The sequence below is a fragment of the Actinomadura sp. 1N219 genome, assembly GCF_044326405.1.
In the GTDB taxonomy this organism is placed as follows: domain Bacteria; phylum Actinomycetota; class Actinomycetes; order Streptosporangiales; family Streptosporangiaceae; genus Spirillospora.
Genome location: NZ_JBIRAY010000009.1, coordinates 403,456 through 421,696, shown reverse-complemented (window position 1 = coordinate 421,696; position 18,241 = coordinate 403,456). Strand labels below are relative to the sequence as shown.

General features: G+C 70.1%; 18 protein-coding genes, 1 tRNA gene and 1 pseudogene. 9 read left to right on the top strand and 11 right to left on the bottom strand.

The genetic code is table 11. The features are described from left to right. Positions 1-297: 297 nt before the first annotated feature. The gene (locus ACH35V_RS27185) at positions 298-1,083 is read right to left on the bottom strand and encodes a DeoR/GlpR family DNA-binding transcription regulator (protein ID WP_395976282.1); all 786 of its coding nucleotides are present in this window, start codon (positions 1,081-1,083) and stop codon (positions 298-300) included. A 291-nt stretch (positions 1,084-1,374) separates the two neighbouring features. Here ACH35V_RS27185 and nagA point away from each other — a divergent pair, with 291 nt between their 5' ends. The 4 genes from nagA (at position 1,375) to ACH35V_RS27165 (ending at position 4,110) form a co-directional block, all read left to right on the top strand. Beyond that, positions 1,375-2,493 carry an N-acetylglucosamine-6-phosphate deacetylase gene (nagA, locus tag ACH35V_RS27180; RefSeq protein WP_395976280.1) on the top strand — a complete coding sequence of 373 codons (1,119 nt, stop codon included), beginning with the start codon at positions 1,375-1,377 and terminating at the stop codon, positions 2,491-2,493. Positions 2,494-2,587: 94 nt separating this feature from the next. Continuing rightward, positions 2,588-3,208, top strand: a complete 621-nt coding sequence (locus ACH35V_RS27175; protein ID WP_395976308.1) for a GNAT family N-acetyltransferase — start codon at positions 2,588-2,590, stop codon at positions 3,206-3,208. Positions 3,209-3,423: 215 nt separating this feature from the next. Beyond that, the gene (locus tag ACH35V_RS27170; RefSeq protein WP_395976278.1) at positions 3,424-3,963 is read left to right on the top strand and encodes a hypothetical protein; all 540 of its coding nucleotides are present in this window, start codon (positions 3,424-3,426) and stop codon (positions 3,961-3,963) included. Positions 3,964-4,036: 73 nt separating this feature from the next. Next, positions 4,037-4,110, top strand: a tRNA-Ala gene (locus ACH35V_RS27165). A gap of 223 nt (positions 4,111-4,333) precedes the next feature. On the opposite strand, the gene ACH35V_RS27160 is transcribed toward ACH35V_RS27165, so the two are convergent. Together ACH35V_RS27160 and ACH35V_RS27155 are read right to left on the bottom strand one after the other, a co-directional pair. Next, entirely contained in the window at positions 4,334-4,486 is a 153-nt protein-coding gene (locus ACH35V_RS27160) for a hypothetical protein (RefSeq protein WP_395976276.1), read from the bottom strand. A 274-nt stretch (positions 4,487-4,760) separates the two neighbouring features. Further along, positions 4,761-5,333, bottom strand: a complete 573-nt coding sequence (locus tag ACH35V_RS27155) for a TetR/AcrR family transcriptional regulator (RefSeq protein WP_395976274.1) — start codon at positions 5,331-5,333, stop codon at positions 4,761-4,763. 88 nt (positions 5,334-5,421) lie between these two features. Between ACH35V_RS27155 and ACH35V_RS27150 the strand changes: the two genes are divergently transcribed. The 4 genes and pseudogenes from ACH35V_RS27150 (at position 5,422) to ACH35V_RS27135 (ending at position 7,639) form a co-directional block, all read left to right on the top strand. Continuing rightward, the gene (locus ACH35V_RS27150) at positions 5,422-5,793 is read left to right on the top strand and encodes a DUF4267 domain-containing protein (RefSeq protein WP_395976272.1); all 372 of its coding nucleotides are present in this window, start codon (positions 5,422-5,424) and stop codon (positions 5,791-5,793) included. Between the two features lie 46 nt (positions 5,794-5,839). Beyond that, on the top strand, positions 5,840-6,334 hold the full coding sequence (locus ACH35V_RS27145; RefSeq protein ID WP_395976270.1) for a cupin domain-containing protein: 495 nt from the start codon (positions 5,840-5,842) through the stop codon (positions 6,332-6,334). Positions 6,335-6,546: 212 nt separating this feature from the next. Beyond that, positions 6,547-7,281, top strand: a pseudogene (locus ACH35V_RS27140) (helix-turn-helix domain-containing protein); the annotation flags it as partial. A gap of 34 nt (positions 7,282-7,315) precedes the next feature. Next, positions 7,316-7,639 (top strand): hypothetical protein, encoded by a 324-nt coding sequence (locus ACH35V_RS27135; protein ID WP_395976268.1) that lies wholly within the window; start codon positions 7,316-7,318, stop codon positions 7,637-7,639. A gap of 199 nt (positions 7,640-7,838) precedes the next feature. On the opposite strand, the gene ACH35V_RS27130 is transcribed toward ACH35V_RS27135, so the two are convergent. The 7 genes from ACH35V_RS27130 to ACH35V_RS27100 form a co-directional block, all read right to left on the bottom strand. Beyond that, positions 7,839-8,381 (bottom strand): dihydrofolate reductase family protein, encoded by a 543-nt coding sequence (locus ACH35V_RS27130; protein WP_395976266.1) that lies wholly within the window; start codon positions 8,379-8,381, stop codon positions 7,839-7,841. 153 nt (positions 8,382-8,534) lie between these two features. Then, the gene (dgoD, locus tag ACH35V_RS27125; RefSeq protein WP_395976264.1) at positions 8,535-9,680 is read right to left on the bottom strand and encodes a galactonate dehydratase; all 1,146 of its coding nucleotides are present in this window, start codon (positions 9,678-9,680) and stop codon (positions 8,535-8,537) included. After that, complete coding sequence (locus ACH35V_RS27120) at positions 9,677-10,417, bottom strand: SDR family NAD(P)-dependent oxidoreductase (RefSeq protein WP_395976262.1); 741 nt, start codon at positions 10,415-10,417, stop codon at positions 9,677-9,679. Before ACH35V_RS27120 ends, dgoD begins: the two co-directional genes overlap by 4 nt. After that, positions 10,414-12,471 (bottom strand): beta-galactosidase, encoded by a 2,058-nt coding sequence (locus ACH35V_RS27115; RefSeq protein ID WP_395976260.1) that lies wholly within the window; start codon positions 12,469-12,471, stop codon positions 10,414-10,416. The genes ACH35V_RS27120 and ACH35V_RS27115 overlap by 4 nt, the downstream gene beginning before the upstream one ends. Then, positions 12,468-13,301, bottom strand: a complete 834-nt coding sequence (locus ACH35V_RS27110; protein ID WP_395976258.1) for a carbohydrate ABC transporter permease — start codon at positions 13,299-13,301, stop codon at positions 12,468-12,470. The genes ACH35V_RS27115 and ACH35V_RS27110 overlap by 4 nt, the downstream gene beginning before the upstream one ends. Continuing rightward, complete coding sequence (locus ACH35V_RS27105) at positions 13,298-14,221, bottom strand: carbohydrate ABC transporter permease (RefSeq protein WP_395976256.1); 924 nt, start codon at positions 14,219-14,221, stop codon at positions 13,298-13,300. The genes ACH35V_RS27110 and ACH35V_RS27105 overlap by 4 nt, the downstream gene beginning before the upstream one ends. Positions 14,222-14,242: 21 nt before the next feature. Further along, on the bottom strand, positions 14,243-15,541 hold the full coding sequence (locus ACH35V_RS27100) for an ABC transporter substrate-binding protein (protein ID WP_395976254.1): 1,299 nt from the start codon (positions 15,539-15,541) through the stop codon (positions 14,243-14,245). A gap of 284 nt (positions 15,542-15,825) precedes the next feature. Here ACH35V_RS27100 and hutH point away from each other — a divergent pair, with 284 nt between their 5' ends. Continuing rightward, positions 15,826-17,625, top strand: coding sequence for a histidine ammonia-lyase (hutH, locus tag ACH35V_RS27095; protein WP_395976252.1), 1,800 nt, complete (start codon positions 15,826-15,828; stop codon positions 17,623-17,625). 54 nt (positions 17,626-17,679) lie between these two features. Here hutH and ACH35V_RS27090 read toward each other — a convergent pair whose 3' ends face one another. Continuing rightward, positions 17,680-18,030, bottom strand: a complete 351-nt coding sequence (locus ACH35V_RS27090) for a hypothetical protein (RefSeq protein WP_395976250.1) — start codon at positions 18,028-18,030, stop codon at positions 17,680-17,682. Between the last annotated feature and the right edge of the window lie 211 nt (positions 18,031-18,241).

Below are 18,241 nucleotides of genomic sequence, written 5' to 3'. Positions count from 1 at the left end.
TCGGTCACCGGCAACAACGGTTCAATCGCCGCCCAGGCGGCTTCGGTCAACTCACCACGACGGACCACACACACCATCAAACAAAACACCGCCGCTGTGCGGCGGTGTTTTGTCAGACACGGCCTAGGCCCCACCCCCACCGGGCCATGCCCCACCCGTGCCGGGCTAGGTCTCGCCCGCGTCGGGCTTGGCCTCACCCGCGCCGTGCTAGGCCTACCCGCGCGTCGGACCAGGGCCACCCGCGGCCAGGCCCGCCCGCGCCGGGGGCGGATTCCAGGGGTCAGGGTCTTCCTGCGGCTAGGCGATGATTACGCGGATGCCGGCTTCGGTGAAGGCGGTCATGTCCGCGTCGCCGATGGTCCCGTCCGTCACCAGGACGTCGATCTCGTCGGTGGCGCAGATCCGGGCGAAGGCGCGGCGCCCGATCTTGGAGCCGTCCGCCACCACGACCACCCGGTCGGCACGCTCGGCCATCCGCCGGTTCACGTCGGCCTCGCCCTCGTTGTGGCAGGTCGCGCCGTGCGGCGTCGCCACCCCGTTCACCCCGAGGATCGCCACGTCCAGCGTCACCCGATCGAAGATGCCGGTGGCGAGCGGGCCCGTCAGCTCGTACGACTGCGGGCGCGGCACCCCGCCGGTCAGGACGATCTTCACATGGGGCCGGACGGCCAGCTCGTTGGCGATGTTGAGCGCGTTCGTCACGATCGTCAGCGACGGCGAGGAGCCATCGCCGTGCAGGTCGGCGCGGGTGGCGAGGACCCGCGCGACCTCGGACGTCGTCGTCCCGCCGTTCAGCCCGATGATCGAGCCCGGCCTGACCAGCTCGGCGGTCGCCGCCGCGATCCGCTGCTTCTCGGACGCGTGCCGCGCCGCCTTGTAGCGCAGCGGCAGGTCGTAGCTGACGCTCTGCGCGACGGCGCCGCCGCGGGTGCGCGTCAGCATCTGCTGCTGCGCGAGCTGGTCGAAGTCGCGGCGGATCGTCGCGGCCGAGACGTCCATTCGCCGGGACGCGTCCTCGACGGTCAGCCGCCCGGCGTCCGCGAGAAGTTCGAGCAGTGCGTTCCAGCGCTCGTGCCGACTCACACCGGTCCCCCTTCCAGCGGACGGACCTGCGGGAGCATCTGCATCAGGGGATTCTAGCCCCGAGCATCTCCGGATTTACCTGCACATTCCCGCCATGCACCCGCCATCAACGATCACACCCGAGCCCGGTTCCCGCGAACACCGCGAACACCGGGAGCGCCGCCTGCGAGGGTCGGTCGGCTCTGCGAGATCATGGACGTTCCACACCCCGTCCGCCTGCCCGACCCTCACCCGAAAAGCGCCGCCCCGGCCAAGCGCCCTCACGCCCGGGAAGCCCCCAAAGGGAGATCGATGACCGTCCTGACCGACGCCCGGATCGTCCTGCCGGACGGCGTCCACCGCGGCGACCTGCACATCTCGGACGGCAAGATCGTGGAAACGGCATCGGCCCCGGGCGAGGAGGTGATCGATCTCGGCGGACGCCACATCGTCCCCGGATTCGTGGACATGCACGTCCACGGCGGGGCGGGCGCGTCCTACCAGCTCGGACGGCCCGACGAGGTACGCAGCGCCGCCGGATACCACCTGGCGCACGGGACGACGACCACGATCGCGAGCCTCGTCACCGGCGCCCCGGACGACCTCGCCTCCGCCGTCGCAAGCCTCGCGGACCTCGCCGCCGACGGCGTGATCGCCGGCGTCCACCTGGAGGGCCCCTACCTTGCCCGCGACCGTTGCGGCGCCCACAACCCGTCCCTCCTGCGCGCGCCCGACCTCGCCGAGTTCCACCGCCTCGTCCGGCTCGGGCGCGGTCATGTCCGCATGATCACCCTGGCGCCGGAACTGCCGGGCGCGCTCGACCTCGTCCGGGAGGCCGCGGACACCGGTGTGATCGCCGCCGTCGGCCACACCGACGCCCCCGGCGCGACGGCCCGGGCCGCGTTCGACGCGGGAGCGCGCGTGGCGACGCACCTGTTCAACGCGATGCGGCCGCTGCACCACCGCGAGGGCGGCCCGGTCGCCGCCGCGGTGAACGACCCCCGCGTCACCGTCGAGCTGATCAACGACGGCGTCCATGTCGAGGCGGCCGTCGTGCGCCTGGCGTTCGCGGCCGCCGGACCGTCGCGCGTCGCCCTGATCACCGACGCGATGGCGGCGGCCGGGATGGGCGACGGCGACTACAGCCTCGGCGGGATGGACGTCGAGGTCCGCGACGGCCGCGCCATCCTCGCTGGCGGGACGTCCATCGCGGGCAGCACCATCACCATGGAGGACGCGTTCCGCCGGGCGGTTCGAGACGTCGGCGTGCCCATCCACCAGGCGGCCGAAGCCGCGTCGCTCACCCCGGCGCGCGCGCTCGGCATCTCCTCACGTGTCGGATCCCTCGAAACAGGCAAGGACGCAGACCTGGCGGTCCTGGACGAAGACCTCCGCATCGCCTGGGTCATGAAACGCGGCATCCGCGTGTGACGAACGGAGCACGAACGTCCCGCGTGCCCGATTTCTCGGTGACAATTGATGGCGTCCAGACGTCCGACCAGGGAATCATGGAAGCGTGGAACGTTTGCGGGGATGGCCGGTCACCCTGACGGAGGGGGCCGTCGGGCTGCGCCCGCTCCGGCACCGCGACTCCGCCGTCTGGCGAGAGCTGCGCGTGCGCAACGCCGACTGGCTCCGCCCCTGGGAGCCCACCAATCCGGAGACGCCGCTTTTCCGCAGCGGTCTCGGACCGTACCTCAGCATGGTCCACACCATGCGCCGCGAAGCCCGCCAGGGCCTCGCCCTTCCCTGGGTCGTCACCCACGAGGACGAATTCGCCGGGCAGCTCACCATCGGCGCCATCGTCTGGGGCTCGGCCCGCTCCGCCCAGATCGGCTACTGGGTCGACCGGCAGGTCGCCGGACGCGGCGTCATTCCCACCGCCGTCGCCCTCGCCGTCGACCACTGTTTCTTCACCGTCGGCCTCCACCGCCTGGAAGCCAATATCCGTCCCGAGAACACCGCGAGCCGCCGCGTCGTCGAAAAACTCGGATTCCGGGAAGAGGGAATTCGCCGCCGCCATCTGCACATCGACGGAGCGTGGCGCGACCACATCTGCTATGCCCTGACCGTCGAGGACGTTCCCGGCGGACTGCGCGCACGCTGGCTCGCCGAGCGCAAACAGGCATTTCCCCGGCACACTTGAGTCCGCCGTGACTTTCTCTCCGTAAGAATCCTGCGGCCGACAAGGCCGGGCAAACGGAGAGTAACGGCGAGATCGATCTCGCGACACACCGCCCCTTATGCTCGTCAACCTCTGACAGCCCCTCGTACCGTGCGGGGCGTGACCCTGCTCCCATTGCACGTTCGCGCGCCGAAAGTCGGCCCGCCGGTCGAGCGTGCCCTGGGACGGTGGGGCCGATGAGCAGCGCGGTCCTGTATCTCGCCATTGTCGCCGTCTGGGGCATCGTCCTCGTGCCGATGTGGCTGCGCCGCGACACCGAGACGACCGGCATCACCCGGCTCCTCCACAAGCGCTCCGACGAGACCCCCGTCGAGGACGAGTCGCAGGAAGAGGAGCCCGAGGAGGTCCCGGAGCCGCGTCCCCGCCGCCGGACGACCCGCGCCACCGTGATCGCCCGGCGCCGCCGCCGCACCACGGGGCTCACGGCCCTCGTCCTCACCGCCGCGGCCGTCGTCGCGTCCGGCCTCGCCCCCTGGTGGATCACCATGCCCCCGGCCGTCCTCATGGCCGGCCACCTGGCCCTCCTCCGCGTAGCCGTGGGCATGGACACCGCCCGCCGCCGCGCCGCCGCCGCGGATGCCCGCGCCAAGGCCCTGGAAGCCCGCCGCGCCGCCGAGTCCGCCGAGCCCACGGAGATCGCGGAGATCATCGAACTCCTCACCCCCGAGGAGGTCTTCGACCAGTACGCCGACGACCGCCGCGCCGTCGGCGAATGACCCGTGCGCGCGTCCGCCCCGGATAACCCGTGCGCGACCAGCCCCCGAAGTTTGCTAACCTTACGGAGTCCTCGGGGCTGTAGCGCAGTCCGGTAGCGCACCTCGTTCGCATCGAGGGGGTCAGGGGTTCAAATCCCCTCAGCTCCACCGAGAAATCCCAGGTCAAGGCCCTGATCGGAACATACTCCGGCCAGGGCCTCGATCGTTTGTCATCACGTTGTCGTCGGGATTCCCCGGCACCAGATGACACGCCCCGAAACGAAGACCTATCCCTCGTGCCGCCGCGCCACGGCCGAACGCACGCCAAACCGATCGGACACTGACCGGCGTCTGCTGAGCAAGCGCCACTGCGCGGTCAGGTCTCGATTTCCTAGGCTGACAGCGCGGGTTCGGTCCCGCCATCTGCGGATACGTGGACATCCTCGCGGCGGGCGAACCAAAGGGCGTCGACGTCCGCGCCGTTCTCCCTCATCCCCGCCATCAGATTCTCGATGAGCATGGCGAGGGCGAGCGGCATCGCCACCTTCGGGTTGCTCGAACTAGTCATCCCGCGTCCAGTGGACGGTTCTCAATGTTTCGGGCAGCTGACGGGCTCGGTGAGCCTAGGCCAGCGCCCCGCCGATCGAGTCGGCTCCCCGTAGCGCCGGTGCCTGGCGGGACGGGCCAGGCCGTTGAACAACACCGGGCCGGACAGAGTGCGCTGTCGCCTCTGAGGCTCGGCATCACCACGGGGTGCGTCCGCCGCTCGGTCTTGTGCCGGTGTTTCTCGGGACCGTCCGGGGGTGGGAGGTGTCCGGTCAGCGGGCGAAGCGGTTGATGAGGATGGTCAGGCGGTTGTCGTGGTCGTCGCGGGGCAGGCGGCCGCTGCGCATCAGGGTAATCAGCCCGTGCAGGCCGCTCCAGAACGTCTCGGTCAGCGTCGGGAGATCATCGTCGCCCGCGAGCGGCCGCAGGGCCTCCACCAGCTCGCCGAAAGCTTGCTTCAGGGGCGGTGGAGCCTGCGGGGTGGCGAACGGCAGGTCGCTGGCGTGGGTGAACATCGCGTCGTACAGCGCGGGCCTGCGCTCGGCGAACGCCGCGTACGCCGCGCCGACTGCGGCCAGGGCCTCCTGCGGTCCCGGTGCCGCGGTCCGGGCCGCGTGCAGTTCGGCGGCCAGATCGGCGCAGCCCTCGACGGCGACGGCGGCCATGATGGCGCTCTTGCCCTTGAAGTGGCTGTAGAGGACCGGCTGGCTGTACTCGATCTCGGCGGCCAGCCGGCGGGTGGTCACCGCGTCCCATCCCTCGGATTCGGCCAGCTCCCGGGCCGCCGTGACGATCAACTGCTCCCGCTCTGCCCGCTCGCGCTCCCGGCGCGCCTGGATCGACATGCTCCCGATTCTAGCAGTGATAGATACTCTGCCAACGATCTGCTAGTGTCGTTCTCGTTCCTAGCACTGCTAACCCATGGAGATCCCCATGCTCAGCCCGATCGCCTACACACTCGCCAGCATCCTGGTCGCCATGGTCGCCTTCATCGGCCTGCGGTTCCTGACGGCCCCCCGCCCCGCCGCCGCCGGCTACGGCGTCCCCGCCAAACAAGACGGCGACGACGCCTACCTGACCATCAAGGGCCTACGCGACCTCACCTTCGGCGTCCTCGGCGCGGCCCTGCTCGCCTTCTCCAGCCCGCAAGCCGCCGCCTTGTACATGCTCGTCGTCGCCATCGCCCCGCTGGGCGACACCCTCATCGTCCTGCGACACGGCGGCACCAAGGCCGTGGCGTTCGGCATCCACTTCGCCACCGCCATCGCCGTGCTCATCAGCGCCGCCCTGCTGTTCGCCATCTGAAACCCTCGACAACCCCAACCCACTCGCTCGCCAAGGAGTCAGCGCCATGTCCCAGCTCACGCCGGACTTCGACCAGGCCGTCATCGTCCGCGCCGCCGAGGCCGAAGTCATCGGCCAAGCCCCCACCACCATCCGGCTGCTGGCCGACAGCAGCTCCACTGGCGGCACGCTGTCGACCCAGCGCGTCACCCTCGCCGACGGCGCCGACGGCGCCAAACCGCACCGCCACGACAACTCCGCCGAGCTGTTCTACATGCTGGACGGCACCGCCCAGCTCCTGTCAGGCGACCAGGTCGTCACCGCCGAGCGCGGCGACCTCGTGATCGTGCCGCCCGGCGCGCCGCACGCCTTCGCCGCCGCGCCGGGCGACGACGCCGACATCCTCATCGTCATCACCCCCGGCGTCGAACGCTTCGAGTACTTCCGCCACCTGGAGCGCATCGCCTACGGAAAAGTGCCGCCCGAAAGCCTCTTGGACGTCCAGGAGCTCTACGACACCTACTTCCTCTCCAGCGCCGCATGGGAAACGGTCAGATCCTGAACACCTCACCGCGGAGCAAGCCCAAGCGTGACCAATGCGCGCGCCATGAGCTCGGGATCAACCGCAGGCCCGGGCGCCGAAAGGACCGGCACTCGCCGGAGGAACGGACGCAGGAGGTCGACCCGACCGGGCGCGGGCGCATCTATGCATCTCTATGCACCGAGCAGCCCCGATGACGGACTGTCTCGGAGCGGTTCTCGTCGGAGGACGAGCGGGTCTTGATCGCCGAGGTGCTCCAGGCCGGCAGCTCGCTCTGCACGATCGCAGAGGAACTCGGCCGTGCCCCGTCCACCGTCCGCCGTCAGCCGCGAGGTTCGCCGCAACCGCGACCCGCGCACCGGCACGTAACGGTCCTTCCCGCCCAGCGGCGCGCGGCAGTGCGGCGGGTGCTCCAAGCGGCGCAGGATCCGACGCGACCCGGAGCTGAAAGAGTTCGTCCAGGACCAGATCAGCCAGGCCCTGCGCAGCGCCTTCCCCTACGAGCCGGCCGGGCTCAGGGGCGAGGAGGAAGTCGGCGGGATGCCCTTGCGGATCATGAAGTCGCGTGCCGGTCACAGGACTCCCGGGACCGGCTGTACCAGGTGAGCAGCTTCAGGATCTGGCGGGCGGCGGTGGGATCCGTGCGGGCGGCTTTGAACCATGCCTCGACCGCCTGCCGGGCCTTTCTCAACGATCCCCGTCGTAGACGGGCTGGTGTGGCTGGACGATCAGCAGCGGGCCGAGGGTGCCTCCGCACGTCGCTTTCCGGCTCGTGCGCTCAGATGCTCGCCCTTGAGATACACCGCTCGGACAGATACCTCGACTGCAATAACGGCGTCGGAATGCAGACCGTACGCAGTGTCGAAGTTTCCCGCTTTAGGTGCCGTCAGCAAAGCTGGGCTGATACCGTCCGTGATCAGTCGAGCGCGGTGAGTAGACGATCGTCGTCTCGCTTTCGTTCGGCATGACCATGTCTGACAACCAAGAAAGGTCAACCCCCCGATGCGACTCGTGAAGGCCACGGTAGTGGCACTTGGCACCGTCGGAGTCCTGGCGATGGCCGGGCCCGCGATGGCCTCGGACGTCTTGCCCGGCACTCCTCTGGTCTACGCCCCGGTGACCGGCACCGTCGAGAAGGGCGCCGTGGACACGGACGCCCCGGTGACCGGCACCGTCGAGAAGGGCGCGGTGGACGCGGATGCCCCGGTGACCGGGACCATCGAAAAGGGCGCGGTGGACACGGACGTTCCGGTCGTCGCCCCGATCTCGGTGAACTCCCCGATCGCCCCGATCGGATCCCCGGACGCCGGTATCGGGAACGGTTGAGCCGCTCCTAGGTCACGACGCGGCGGGCCTCGGAGCCGCCTTGCCTCCGGGTCCCGCCGCACGTGCCGAAAATGACGATGAGTCCTGGGCCCACCTTCCAGTGAATCGTGGTCCCACGTCGGTGAATTGGATTCGTGTTCGTACAAGATTTGACCCCGGCCTTGAGGTCGTCAGCTTCCTGATTGCCGGGCAGGCTCGGTCACGGGTGTGCTGCGAAGACGTGGGCGACGGCTCCGCCGCTGAAGGCGGTGGTCCTGATCGGCCCTAGGGTGAGCGGTGCGGGGAAGATCCGCTCGCCCGCGCCCAGGATGACGGGGTGGACGAGAAGGTGGTACTCGTCGATCAAGCCGGTCGCGACCAGCGATCGGGCGAATCGGACCCCGCCGTGGGCGAGCAGGTATCCGTCGGAGTGCTCTTTCTTGAGCCGCGTGATGGCTTCGGCCAGGTCTCCGGTGACGATCGTCGTCTCGCCCCAGTCGGCGGAGGTGAGCGAGTCGGAGAACACGACCTTGGGGATCTCGTTCATCGGCTTGGCGAACGGCGCGGAGCTGCTGGGGTAGTAGGCGGCCATCGCCGCGTACGAGGTGGCGCCCATGAGGTGCGCGCCGGCCTTGCTCAAGGTCTCGACTAGCCAGCTCATGGCGTCATCGGAGCCTCCCGCGGCGATCCAGTCGCCGCTCCCGTCCACCGGTGCCGCGTAGCCGTCCAGTGAGACCGACATTTTCAGAACCAGTGAGGCCATTGCTGCTTCCCTCCAGGGATGGGTAACTCGAGCCGATCGATCAGCTCGTGCTCCGTGCGTGATCGCTCACACTCAGACCGCCGGTTTGCTCAAAACTCATCGCGCTTCGCCAGGCGTAAAGGAGCCGGAACGGCCAGGGCCGGTCCACACCCGTCACCATTCGGCGAAGCCGCCGTCTTTGTGGCGCCAGGTCGGGTTGCGCCAGGCGTGGTCCGTGCGGGCGGCGCGGCGGACGGCGGTCTCGTCGATGCGGACGCCCAGGCCGGGGGCGGACGGCGGCGCGGCGTGGCCCTCGGTGAACTGGAAGACCGCCGGGTCGAGGACGTAGTCGAGCAGGTCGGCGCCGGTGTTGTAGTGGATGCCGATGGAGTGTTCCTGGATCAGGAAGTTCGGGGTGGCGAACGCGACCTGCAGGCTGGCCGCGAGGGCGAGCGGGCCTAGCGGGCAGTGCGGGGCCAGGTGGGCTCCCCACACTTCGGCGAGTGCGGCGATCCGGCGGGTCTCCGAGATTCCGCCGGCGTGCGAGACGTCCGGCTGGACGACCGCGACGCCCGCTTCGAGCGCGGGCCGGAAGTCCCAGCGCGAGTAGAGCCGCTCGCCGGTGGCGATGGGGACGCTGCTGGCGGTGACGACGTCGCGGAGGAGGTGCGGGCTGTCGGGCAGCACCGGTTCCTCGGCGAAGAGGGGGTGCAGGTCGTCCAGCAGGGGGAGGAGGCGGCGGGAGTCCGCCGGGGTGAGGCGGCCGTGGAAGTCGATCGCGACGTCGCGGTCCGGGCCGAGCGCCTCGCGGGCGGCGGCCACCCGGTCGACCACAGCGGTCATGGCGGCACGGCCGGCGAGCGGCGGCATCCTTCCGGACGCGTTCATCTTGACGGCCGTGAACCCCTGCTCCATGCGGGCCGCGATGCCGTCCGCGAGGGCCGCGGGCTCGTCGCCGCCGACCCAGGCGTACATGCGGACGCGGTCGCGCACAGGGCCGCAGAGCAGCGCGTACACCGGCACGCCGCGGGCTTTGCCTGCGATGTCCCACAGCGCCTGGTCCAGCCCCGCGAGCGCGCTGGACAGCACCGGCCCGCCCCGGTAGAAGCCGCCCTTGGCGAGGACCTGCCAGTGGTCCTCGATGCGCAGCGGGTCGCGTCCGATCAGCTGTTCGGCCAGGACGGCCACCGCGGCGCGGACCACCTCGGCGCGGCCCTCCACCACCGGTTCGCCCCAGCCGACCAGGCCGTCGTCGGTCTCGATCCGGCAGAACAGCCAGCGCGGCGGGACCGGGAACGTCTCCACCCTGGCGATCTTCATGCGGAGTCCTTCGCGGCGGTCCAGCCGCCGTCCACGAGCAGGCTCGCCCCGGTGATGTAGGAGCTTTCGGGCGAGGCGAGGAAGGCCACCGCGGCGGCCACCTCGTCGGGGCGGCCGAAGCGGCCGGCCGCGGTGCCCGCGACGCTGCGGCGCCGGGCCTCGTCGTCGATGCCGTCCCAGGCGGGGGTCAGGATCGGTCCTGGGAGGACGGTGTTGACGCGCACGCGTGGCCCGTACTCCACTGCCAGCTGGCGGCCCAGTGAACATAGGCCGCCCTTGGCCGCGGCGTAGGCGGGGCGTCCCGGCAGTCCCACTGTGGCGTGCACAGATGACGTGAGGACGACCGCGCCGTCGTTAGCGGCCAGCAGCTCGACGCATGACTTGACTCCGAGGTAGGCGGCCTTGAGGTTGATGGCGAGCTGCCTGTCCCAGTCGTCCTCGGCGAGTTCGTGTGCCGGTGCGTGGATGCTCATCCCGGCGTTGGAGCACAGGACGTCCAGGCGGCCGATCTCGTCGCGGGCCAGGCCCGCCACGAGTGCCCAGGTGTCGGTCTTCGAGACGTCGCCCAGGACCGGGTGGACGGCGGCGCGGGCTGCTGTGATGTCGCGAAGCGGGTCCGCGGCGACGTCGACGGCGATCACGGTGGCGCCCTCGGCCACGAAGCGGTCGACGATCGCAGCGCCGATGCCCGACGCGGCGCCCGTCACCACGGCGCACTTGCCGTCGAACAGTTTCATGCCGGATACCTGACGACTAGGACGCCCCTGGCGTCGAGTTCATACGGCGGGACGACGTCCGTGCCGTCGCGTGGATCGACGCCGCCGGGAGGCAGCGGCACGGTCACCGGCTCGTCGTTGTGGTTGAGCACGGTCGCGAAGCGGACGCCGGTCTCGGTGTGGCGGACGACGGCTTCGACGCCTTCGGGGAGGTTCGGGAGGTCTGGCGTGGCCTCCGCCTCCCGGCATATCCGGCCGAGTGCGGAGGCCATCGCGGCAGGGGCGGGTCGGGTGGCGAGGTAGTAGGCGGTGCCGCTGCCGAAGTGGTTGCGGGCGGCGGCGGGGCGTCCCGCCAGAACGCCGGAGGCGAACGTGGCCAGCGGGGACGCCGCGTCCAGCCGGACCTCCTCCGACCACAGCGAACCGCGCGCCGCGCCGCCGTCGAACCAGCCGGGCTCGGCCTCCTCGACGTCGACGTGCTCGCCGTTCGCCAGCGGCCAGAACTCCGCGACCCGCAGGCCGAGGACGTCGGCCAGCGGTCCGGGGACGCCGCCGGGGTGGACGCGGTCGCGGTCGTCGACCACGCCGGAGAAGAACGACACCAGCAGACGGCCGCCGCCGCCGACGAAGCCCGCCAGGTTCGCCGCGTCCGGCTCGGTGATCATGTACAGGTTGGGGACGACGACCAGCCGGTACCCCGACAGATCCGCGGACGGCCGGACGACGTCGCACGTCACACCGGCGGCGAACAGCGGCGCGTAGTGCGCGAGGCTCGCCTCCCGCTGCCGCAGCAGCGTGGACGGGTGGCTTTCCTGCTCCAGCCCCCACCAGCTCGGCCAGTCCAGCACCAGCGCGACCTGCGCGCGGACTCTGGCACCGGCGATCTCCGGGATGCCGGCCAGCTCCCGTCCGAGCTCGCGGACCTCCTGGAACGTGCGGGTCCCGGTGCCCGCGTGCGGCACCATCGCCGAGTGGTACTTCTCCGCGCCGCCGCGGGACGCCCGCCACTGGAAGAACATCACCGCGTCGGCGCCGCGCCCGACCGCCTGCCACGACCACAGCCGCATCTGGCCCGGCGCCTTCGGCCGGTTGACGCGCCGCCAGTTCACCGCCGTGGGCGCCTGTTCGAGGAGCAGCCACGGCGCGCCGTCCTTCAGCGACCGCATCAGGTCGAAGGCGAACGCGGCGGCGACATGGGCGCCGGGGTCGGCGGGGTCCGGATAGGAGTCGTAGGAGACCACGTCTTGGTGCGGCGCCCATGCGTGCAGGTCGAGCGTGTCTCGTAGAGGGAAGAAGTTCGTCGTTACCGGGACGTCTGGTGTGACGCGCCGCAGCACCTCCTTTTCAGCCAGGAAGCATTGCAGAAGCGCATCGGACGAGAAACGGCGGAAGTCGATCCGGTGGGCGGGGTTGGGGAAGGTCGGGGCCTGGCGGGGCGGGTTGATCTCGTCCCATGCGGCGTACCGCTGCGACCAGAACGTCGTCGACCACGCCTCGTTCAGGGCGTCCATCGTCCCGTAGCGGCGGCGCAGCCAGTCGCGGAACGCCACCGCGTCGACCTCCCCGTACGAGTCGGACACGTGGCAGCCGTACTCGTTGCCGACGTGCCACGCGGCGAGCGCGGGATGGCCGCCGTACCGGGTCGCCAGCCGCTCGACCAGGCGGGTCGCGTAGTCGCGGTATACCTGGCTGGACGGGGTGAAGTGCTGCCGCGCCCCAGGCCACAGGACGCTCCCGTCCGGCCTGACCGGCAGCGTCTCCGGATGCAGCCGCGCGAGCCACGGGGGAGGGGAGGCGGTCATGGTGGCCAGGCAAACGGCGACGCCGCCGTCCGCCAGCAGGTCCATCACCCGGTCCAGCCAGCCCCAGTCGAACGTCTCCGGTTCCGGCTGCACACTCGCCCAGGAGAAGATGCCGAGCGACACCAGGTTCACGCCCGCCTCCGCCATGAGCCGGACGTCCTCGGCCCAGACGTCCTCGGGCCACTGCTCGGGGTTGTAGTCGCCGCCGTAGCCGATGCTCCCGCCGAGCCGTGCGCGCAGGGCCGCGGCAAGTCCTTCACCCCGGACGTTCAAGCCTTGACGCTCCCTTCCGTGAGTCCAGTCCGCCAGAACCGCTGGAGGACGACGATCGCGATGGCCAGCGGCACCACCGACACCAGCGCGCCGCCGATCGCGAGCTGGTACAGGACCGGCTGCCGGTCGACGATCGACTGCCACGACAGCAGGCCGAGCGGGATCGGGTACAGGTCCGGGTCGGACAGCATCACCAGCGGCAGGAAGAAGTTGTTCCAGATGCCGATGAGCTGAAACAGGAAGACCGTGACCAGCGCGGGCGACATGACGCGCAGCACGATCGTGAAGAAGATGCGCAGCTCGCCGGCGCCGTCCACCCGCGCGGCTTCAAGCAGCTCGTCCGGGACGGCCGCCTCGGAGTAGATCCGGCACAGGTACACCCCGAACGGGCTGACCACGCTGGGCAGCAGCACCGACCAGTACGTGTTGGCGAGCCCGATCCGGCTGAACATGAGGTACAGCGGCAGCGCGAGCACCGTGGTGGGCACCAGCACGCCGCCGAGCACGACCTTGAACGCCGCCTCCCGGCCGCGGAAGTCGAACTTCGCCATCGCGTGCCCGGCGCCGGCCGCGAGCAGCGTGGCGGCGGACGCGCCGACGCCCGAGTACAGCACCGTGTTGCCGAGCCACCGCAGGTAGATGCCGTCGTCGTAGCTGAGCAGGTCCATCAGGTTCCGCCACGGCCGCGGCTCGGCGAACCAGAGCGGTGAGCTGCCGAGAAGCCCGTCGCTGCTCTTCGTGGACGCCACGACCAGCCAGTAGATCGGCACCAGGAAGTAGCCGGCCGCGACGGCGAGGACCGCCACGACGAGAACCCGCGCGCCCCTCACCGGCCACCGCCTCCGGGACGGCCCGCCCGGCCCACCAGGCGCAGAAAGCCGAACGAGAGGACGAACGCCGCGAGCGCGAGCAGCACCGCCTCCGCCGCAGCGAGGCCGTAGTCGTTGTACGTGAACGCCTGGTTGTAGGCGGACACGTTGGGCGTGTAGTCGTTCGTGACGGCGGGCGCCGCGCGTTCCAGCACCAGCGGCTCGGCGAACAGCTGCACCGTCCCGATGATGGTGAAGACCGTGGCCAGCACGGCGGCCGGACGGATCAGCGGCAGCTTCAGGTGCCAGACGAGCTGCCACGCGTTCGCCCCGTCCACCCGGGCGGCGTCGTACAGGTCCCGCGGCGCCGCCTGCAGCTGCGCGACGATGATCAGCATGTTGTAGCCGGCGAACTCCCAGAGCACGATGTTCGCGATCGCCCACAGCACCGAGTCGCCGGCGAGCGGCTCGGCGGTGACGCCGACCCGCTGCAGCACCTCCAGGATCGGGCTCAGCTCCGGCAGGTACAGGTAGCTCCACAGGATCGACGCGATCACGCCGGGGATCCCGAACGGCAGGAAGTAGACCGTCCGGAAGAACCGCGGCCACACCGCCGCCGCCGAGTCGAGCAGCAGCGCCAGGACGACCGCCGCGAAGATCATCAAGGGGACCGTGACGAGGCCGAAGAGCAGGATGCGCAGCAGGCTCTCGGTGAAACCCGTCTGCGTCAGCGCGTCGGAGTAGTTGCTCAGCCCCGCGAACGTCGTCTCGCTGCCGCCGAGCCCGAGCGGCCCGGAGCGGCGCACGCCGGTGAAGCTCTGCCACACCGCGTATCCGATCGGCACGATGAAGAACGCGAGGAACACCACCGCGAACGGCCCGAAGAACAGCAGCGGGGCGTGCCGCCGTCCCGGTGCGCCGCGAGCTGGGGGACGGGTCATGGGCGCCTCCTCGATCGCTGCTCAGTCATCGACGGTGAGGCCCTTGCGGCGCATGTCGAGCACCGTGCTCCGCTGCGTCGCCCGGACGGCCCCGACGAAATCGCCGCGGCCGCCGACGGCGCCGGTGAACCCGATGTTCAGCGAGTCGAGCATCGCCGCGGTGGTCGGGACCCACCGCCATCCGGTGTCGACGTGCCGGTCGGCCTCGGCGAACACGTCGTTGTAGCGCTGGCCGCCGAAGAACGGGTCGGCGCGGTCCAGCGCGGATCCCCGCGCGATCCCCGCGGCCGCGGGCCAGCCGTACCCGCCCTCGATGAGGTGATCGACGCTGCGCCGGTCGGTGTTCAGCCACAGCGCGAACCGGAGCGCCTCGCGCGGATGCCGCGTGCCGCGCAGCACCGCGGTCGAGGACCCGCCCCAGTTCGCGGACGCCCTGCCGGCGGTGCTCCACTGCGGCATCGGCGCCACCCGCCATTTCCCGGCGGTGTTCGGCGCGTTGCCCTTGAGCAGCGCGTCCCCCCACTGCGGGCCCAGCCAGGCGACGATCTTCCCGTCGCGGACGGCCTTGTACCACTCGGTGTGGACGTCGGGCATGGTGAAGATCAGCCCGTCCCGGCGGAGCCTGTCCCAGTACGCCGCGACCCGGAGGGTCGGGCCGTCGTCGATGCCCACCGACCATCGCCCGTCGGCGCCGAACCAGCGCGCCCCCGCCTGCCAGGCCAGCGCGACGAACCACTGCGAGTTGGCCGGGGGGAACGTTCCGATCCGGGCGGACGGGTCATTGCCGCGAATCCGCCGGGCGGCCTGCTCGTAGGCGTCCCAGGTGGCGGGCGGTTCGATGCCCCATTTCTGGAACAGGTCGGCGCGATAGTAGAGCGCCATCGGACCGGACGCCTGCGGAATGGCGTACACGCCGTCGTTGAACACGCCCTGCCGCCATTGCCACGGCACGAACTCGGCGGCATGCTGCTTGGCGCCGTACCGTCCCAGCTCGACCAGCCCTTGTTCGAGCAGGAACGCGGGGATCTCCCAGTATTCGACCTGCGCCAAATCCGGTGCCGCGCCCGCCTTGACGGCGGAGAACATCTTCGCGTAGCCGCCGTCCACGCCCGCCGTGATGCTCTCCAGCTCGACCTGGACGTCCGGGTTCCGGGAATTCCACAGGTCGATCGATTTCTCGATGCCCGGGACCCACGTCCAGAAGGTGAGCCGCACTTGATCCGGCCGGCCGCCGCCTCCGCCGCAGCCGGTCATCGCGGCCAGAACCACCAGAACGACCAGCATGCCGATCAGGGACCGGAGCCCGAGTGCTCGCCTCACCTTGATCACTTCCCTGCGGACGCGTCGGGGGTGGCAGTGATCAAACTTTCCCGCACTATGGTTCCCGGTTCATGCGCAGTTAAAAACGACCGTTTTCCCGGGAACTCTCCAACACTTTCACTTCGGACCTCGTCCGCGACCCGGGCAGCAAGATCATCAAAGTGGGCGGGTGTCATGGGTGATCTTTGCCGGTGGCGGGCGGAGCGCTGACCTTTGTGCGGGTACGCCGGACTCGCGATGGGGCGACGCTCTGGGAGGCTTGTGTGGGGACGTTCGGATTGTCAATGAGGGGGCTGGTCGCCGGCGGGACGGCTCTGCTGCTCGTCGGCGGGGGCGGTGCCGTGGCCGTGGCAGAGCCGCCGCCTGGTGTGCGTGAGCGGCAGGCCCCGGCTCAGCGGCGGACGATCGCGGACTGCAAGAACGTCGACGTCGATCCGGCTCGGCTTCCCGACGGACCTGAAGTCTCGCTGAGGCTGGACGGCAAGAGCCTGACCGTCGAGAAGGCGTTCAAAGTTCTCACGGCTCCGCGGCTGCGGGTGAGCCTCGCCCCCGAAGCCGCCGAGACGATGCGTGGATATCGGCGCGACGCGGTGGGGCTGGTCACGCGGCAGAGTCCGCCGCCGCCGCGCGTTTATGGGTGGAATCAGGCGCTCGGGCCGTTGAAGGACAAGCCCATCAGTCCCGAGGAGTCCAAAGAGTTTCAGAATCGGGTGCTGGCGTCGCATGGAGTGGCGACCGAACCCGTCCTTCCGGGGCGGATCGCACGGCTGGCGCTGGTGATCCGCGCGAACCAGATGGCGCGCGGGCATATGGGCGTCCGGCCGGAGCTGCCCGGCAAGTTCCTCGAACTGGTCAACAAGGGGGTCACCCCGGTGATGCCGCAGGTCGGGTCGCTGGGGTCGGGCGATCTGCAGCCGATGGCGGTGGCCGGGCAGGTGGTCACGGGAACCGGGGGATGCGCCAGCTGGACGCGGCCCGGGCAGCCCACGCGGGTCGCCGGGGCAGCCGACATTCTCCGGGACGCCGGCATCGCTCCGGCGGAACTGGAAATGGGTGAGGCGCTGCCGATCATGAGCGGCAGCACGGTCGTCGCCGCGTCCGCCCTGGAGGCGCTGCACCGGGGTGAAGCGCAGGCCGACCTCGCCGAAGGCGGGTTCGCCCTGTTCATGGAAGCGTTGCGGGCCGAGGCCGGGTCATTGGACACCCGGACGCACGACGAACGGCAGATTCCCGAGCAGAAGGAAGTCGTCGCCCGCCTGCGAGGACTGGTGGACGGCAGCGAATTCATGACCGATCGCACGCGCCGGCGCTTCAATCCCCAGGACACGCACCGTGTCCAGGACGCGGTCTCGGTGCGCGCGGCGCCGCACATTCTGGCGTCCCTGCGGCAGAACCTGAACCATGCCGAGAAGGTCCTCACTCCGGAGATGAACGCGTCCACGTCCAATCCCCTGATCTTCCGGAAGGACGACGGGCAGGTGGAGTTCGTCATGGGCGGCAACTGGGACGGGGCTGTCCTCGGCCATTCGCTGGACGCGCTGAACGCTGGGCTCGTCGATGCCGGAGTGCTCTCACAGGAGTTGTCGGCGCGGCTTCTCTCCAGCAGGTGGAGTTACGGGCTGCCCGCCAATCTGGCCGGGGGCAAGGTGGGATTGAACTCGGGCATGGTCCAGCTTCAGACCGTCGCGACGGCGCTGATTCCAGAAATGCAGGTGCGGGCTTTTCCTTCTGGGACGCTTTCGCGGCCTGCGAAGGACGGGCAGGAAGACCACAACACGATGGCGATGGCGTCGGCACGCAACCTGCGCGCCAACCAGACTCGCCTCGACACTGTGCTGGCCGTGCAGTACATCATGAGCGCGCAGGGCGTTGACCTGGTCGTCCGCGGAATCGACGATGATGCGGCGGATCCACGCCTCGGGGCGGGAACGCAGCGCATTCACGACGTCATACGTACTGCGATCGCCGAACTCCAGGACGACAGGAACCTCACTCCGGATCTGGAGAAGATGGTCCGAATGGTGAATGGACAGAGCGGCGGCGCTCTCCTCCAGGCCGTCCGAGGGCCGTCCGCGCCGTCCTAGCCGTTCGAGCCGTCCTAGCCGTTCGAGCCGTCCGAGCACGGCAGCCGCGGGCGGTCAGCCGAGGTTCAGGTCGCCTTTGATGTCGCGGGCCTGGATGACCCTCTGGGCCTGTCCGTTGAAGATGTTGACGACCCCGTCGCCGGACACGGACGCCATCGTCTGCGCCTGGTTCCAGAGGGTCTCCGCGTCGGCGCGGAAGTCGGGGTCCTCGTCGAAGAGGCGCAGCACGGCGCCCTGGAGGACCTCGGGCTCGGCGGCCGCGCGGGCGAGCGCCGCCTCGTCGGACGGGCGGCCGCGGAACCGCTCGCGGACCCGGCGGGAGATCTCGGCGACGGCCGCGCGCACCGGTTCGCCCGCCACCTCGACGGCCTTGCCCGCCATCGCGGTGGCAATGGCCACGGTCATCGGATCTGTCATTCGTTCAGTTCATCACGTTCCGGCCGTTTACGCCCACGCCTTGTGCACGCTGGGTCGAAGGGGGCGGAAGTGTTTCAGGATTCAGGACGGAATGGAGCGGTCCCAGATAATATGGTCCAATATTCCGCTCGGGCCGTATATGCGGCAATGATTCGTTACATGATCAACTGTTTCGCTTGCCGAGCAGGGGTCTTCGGGT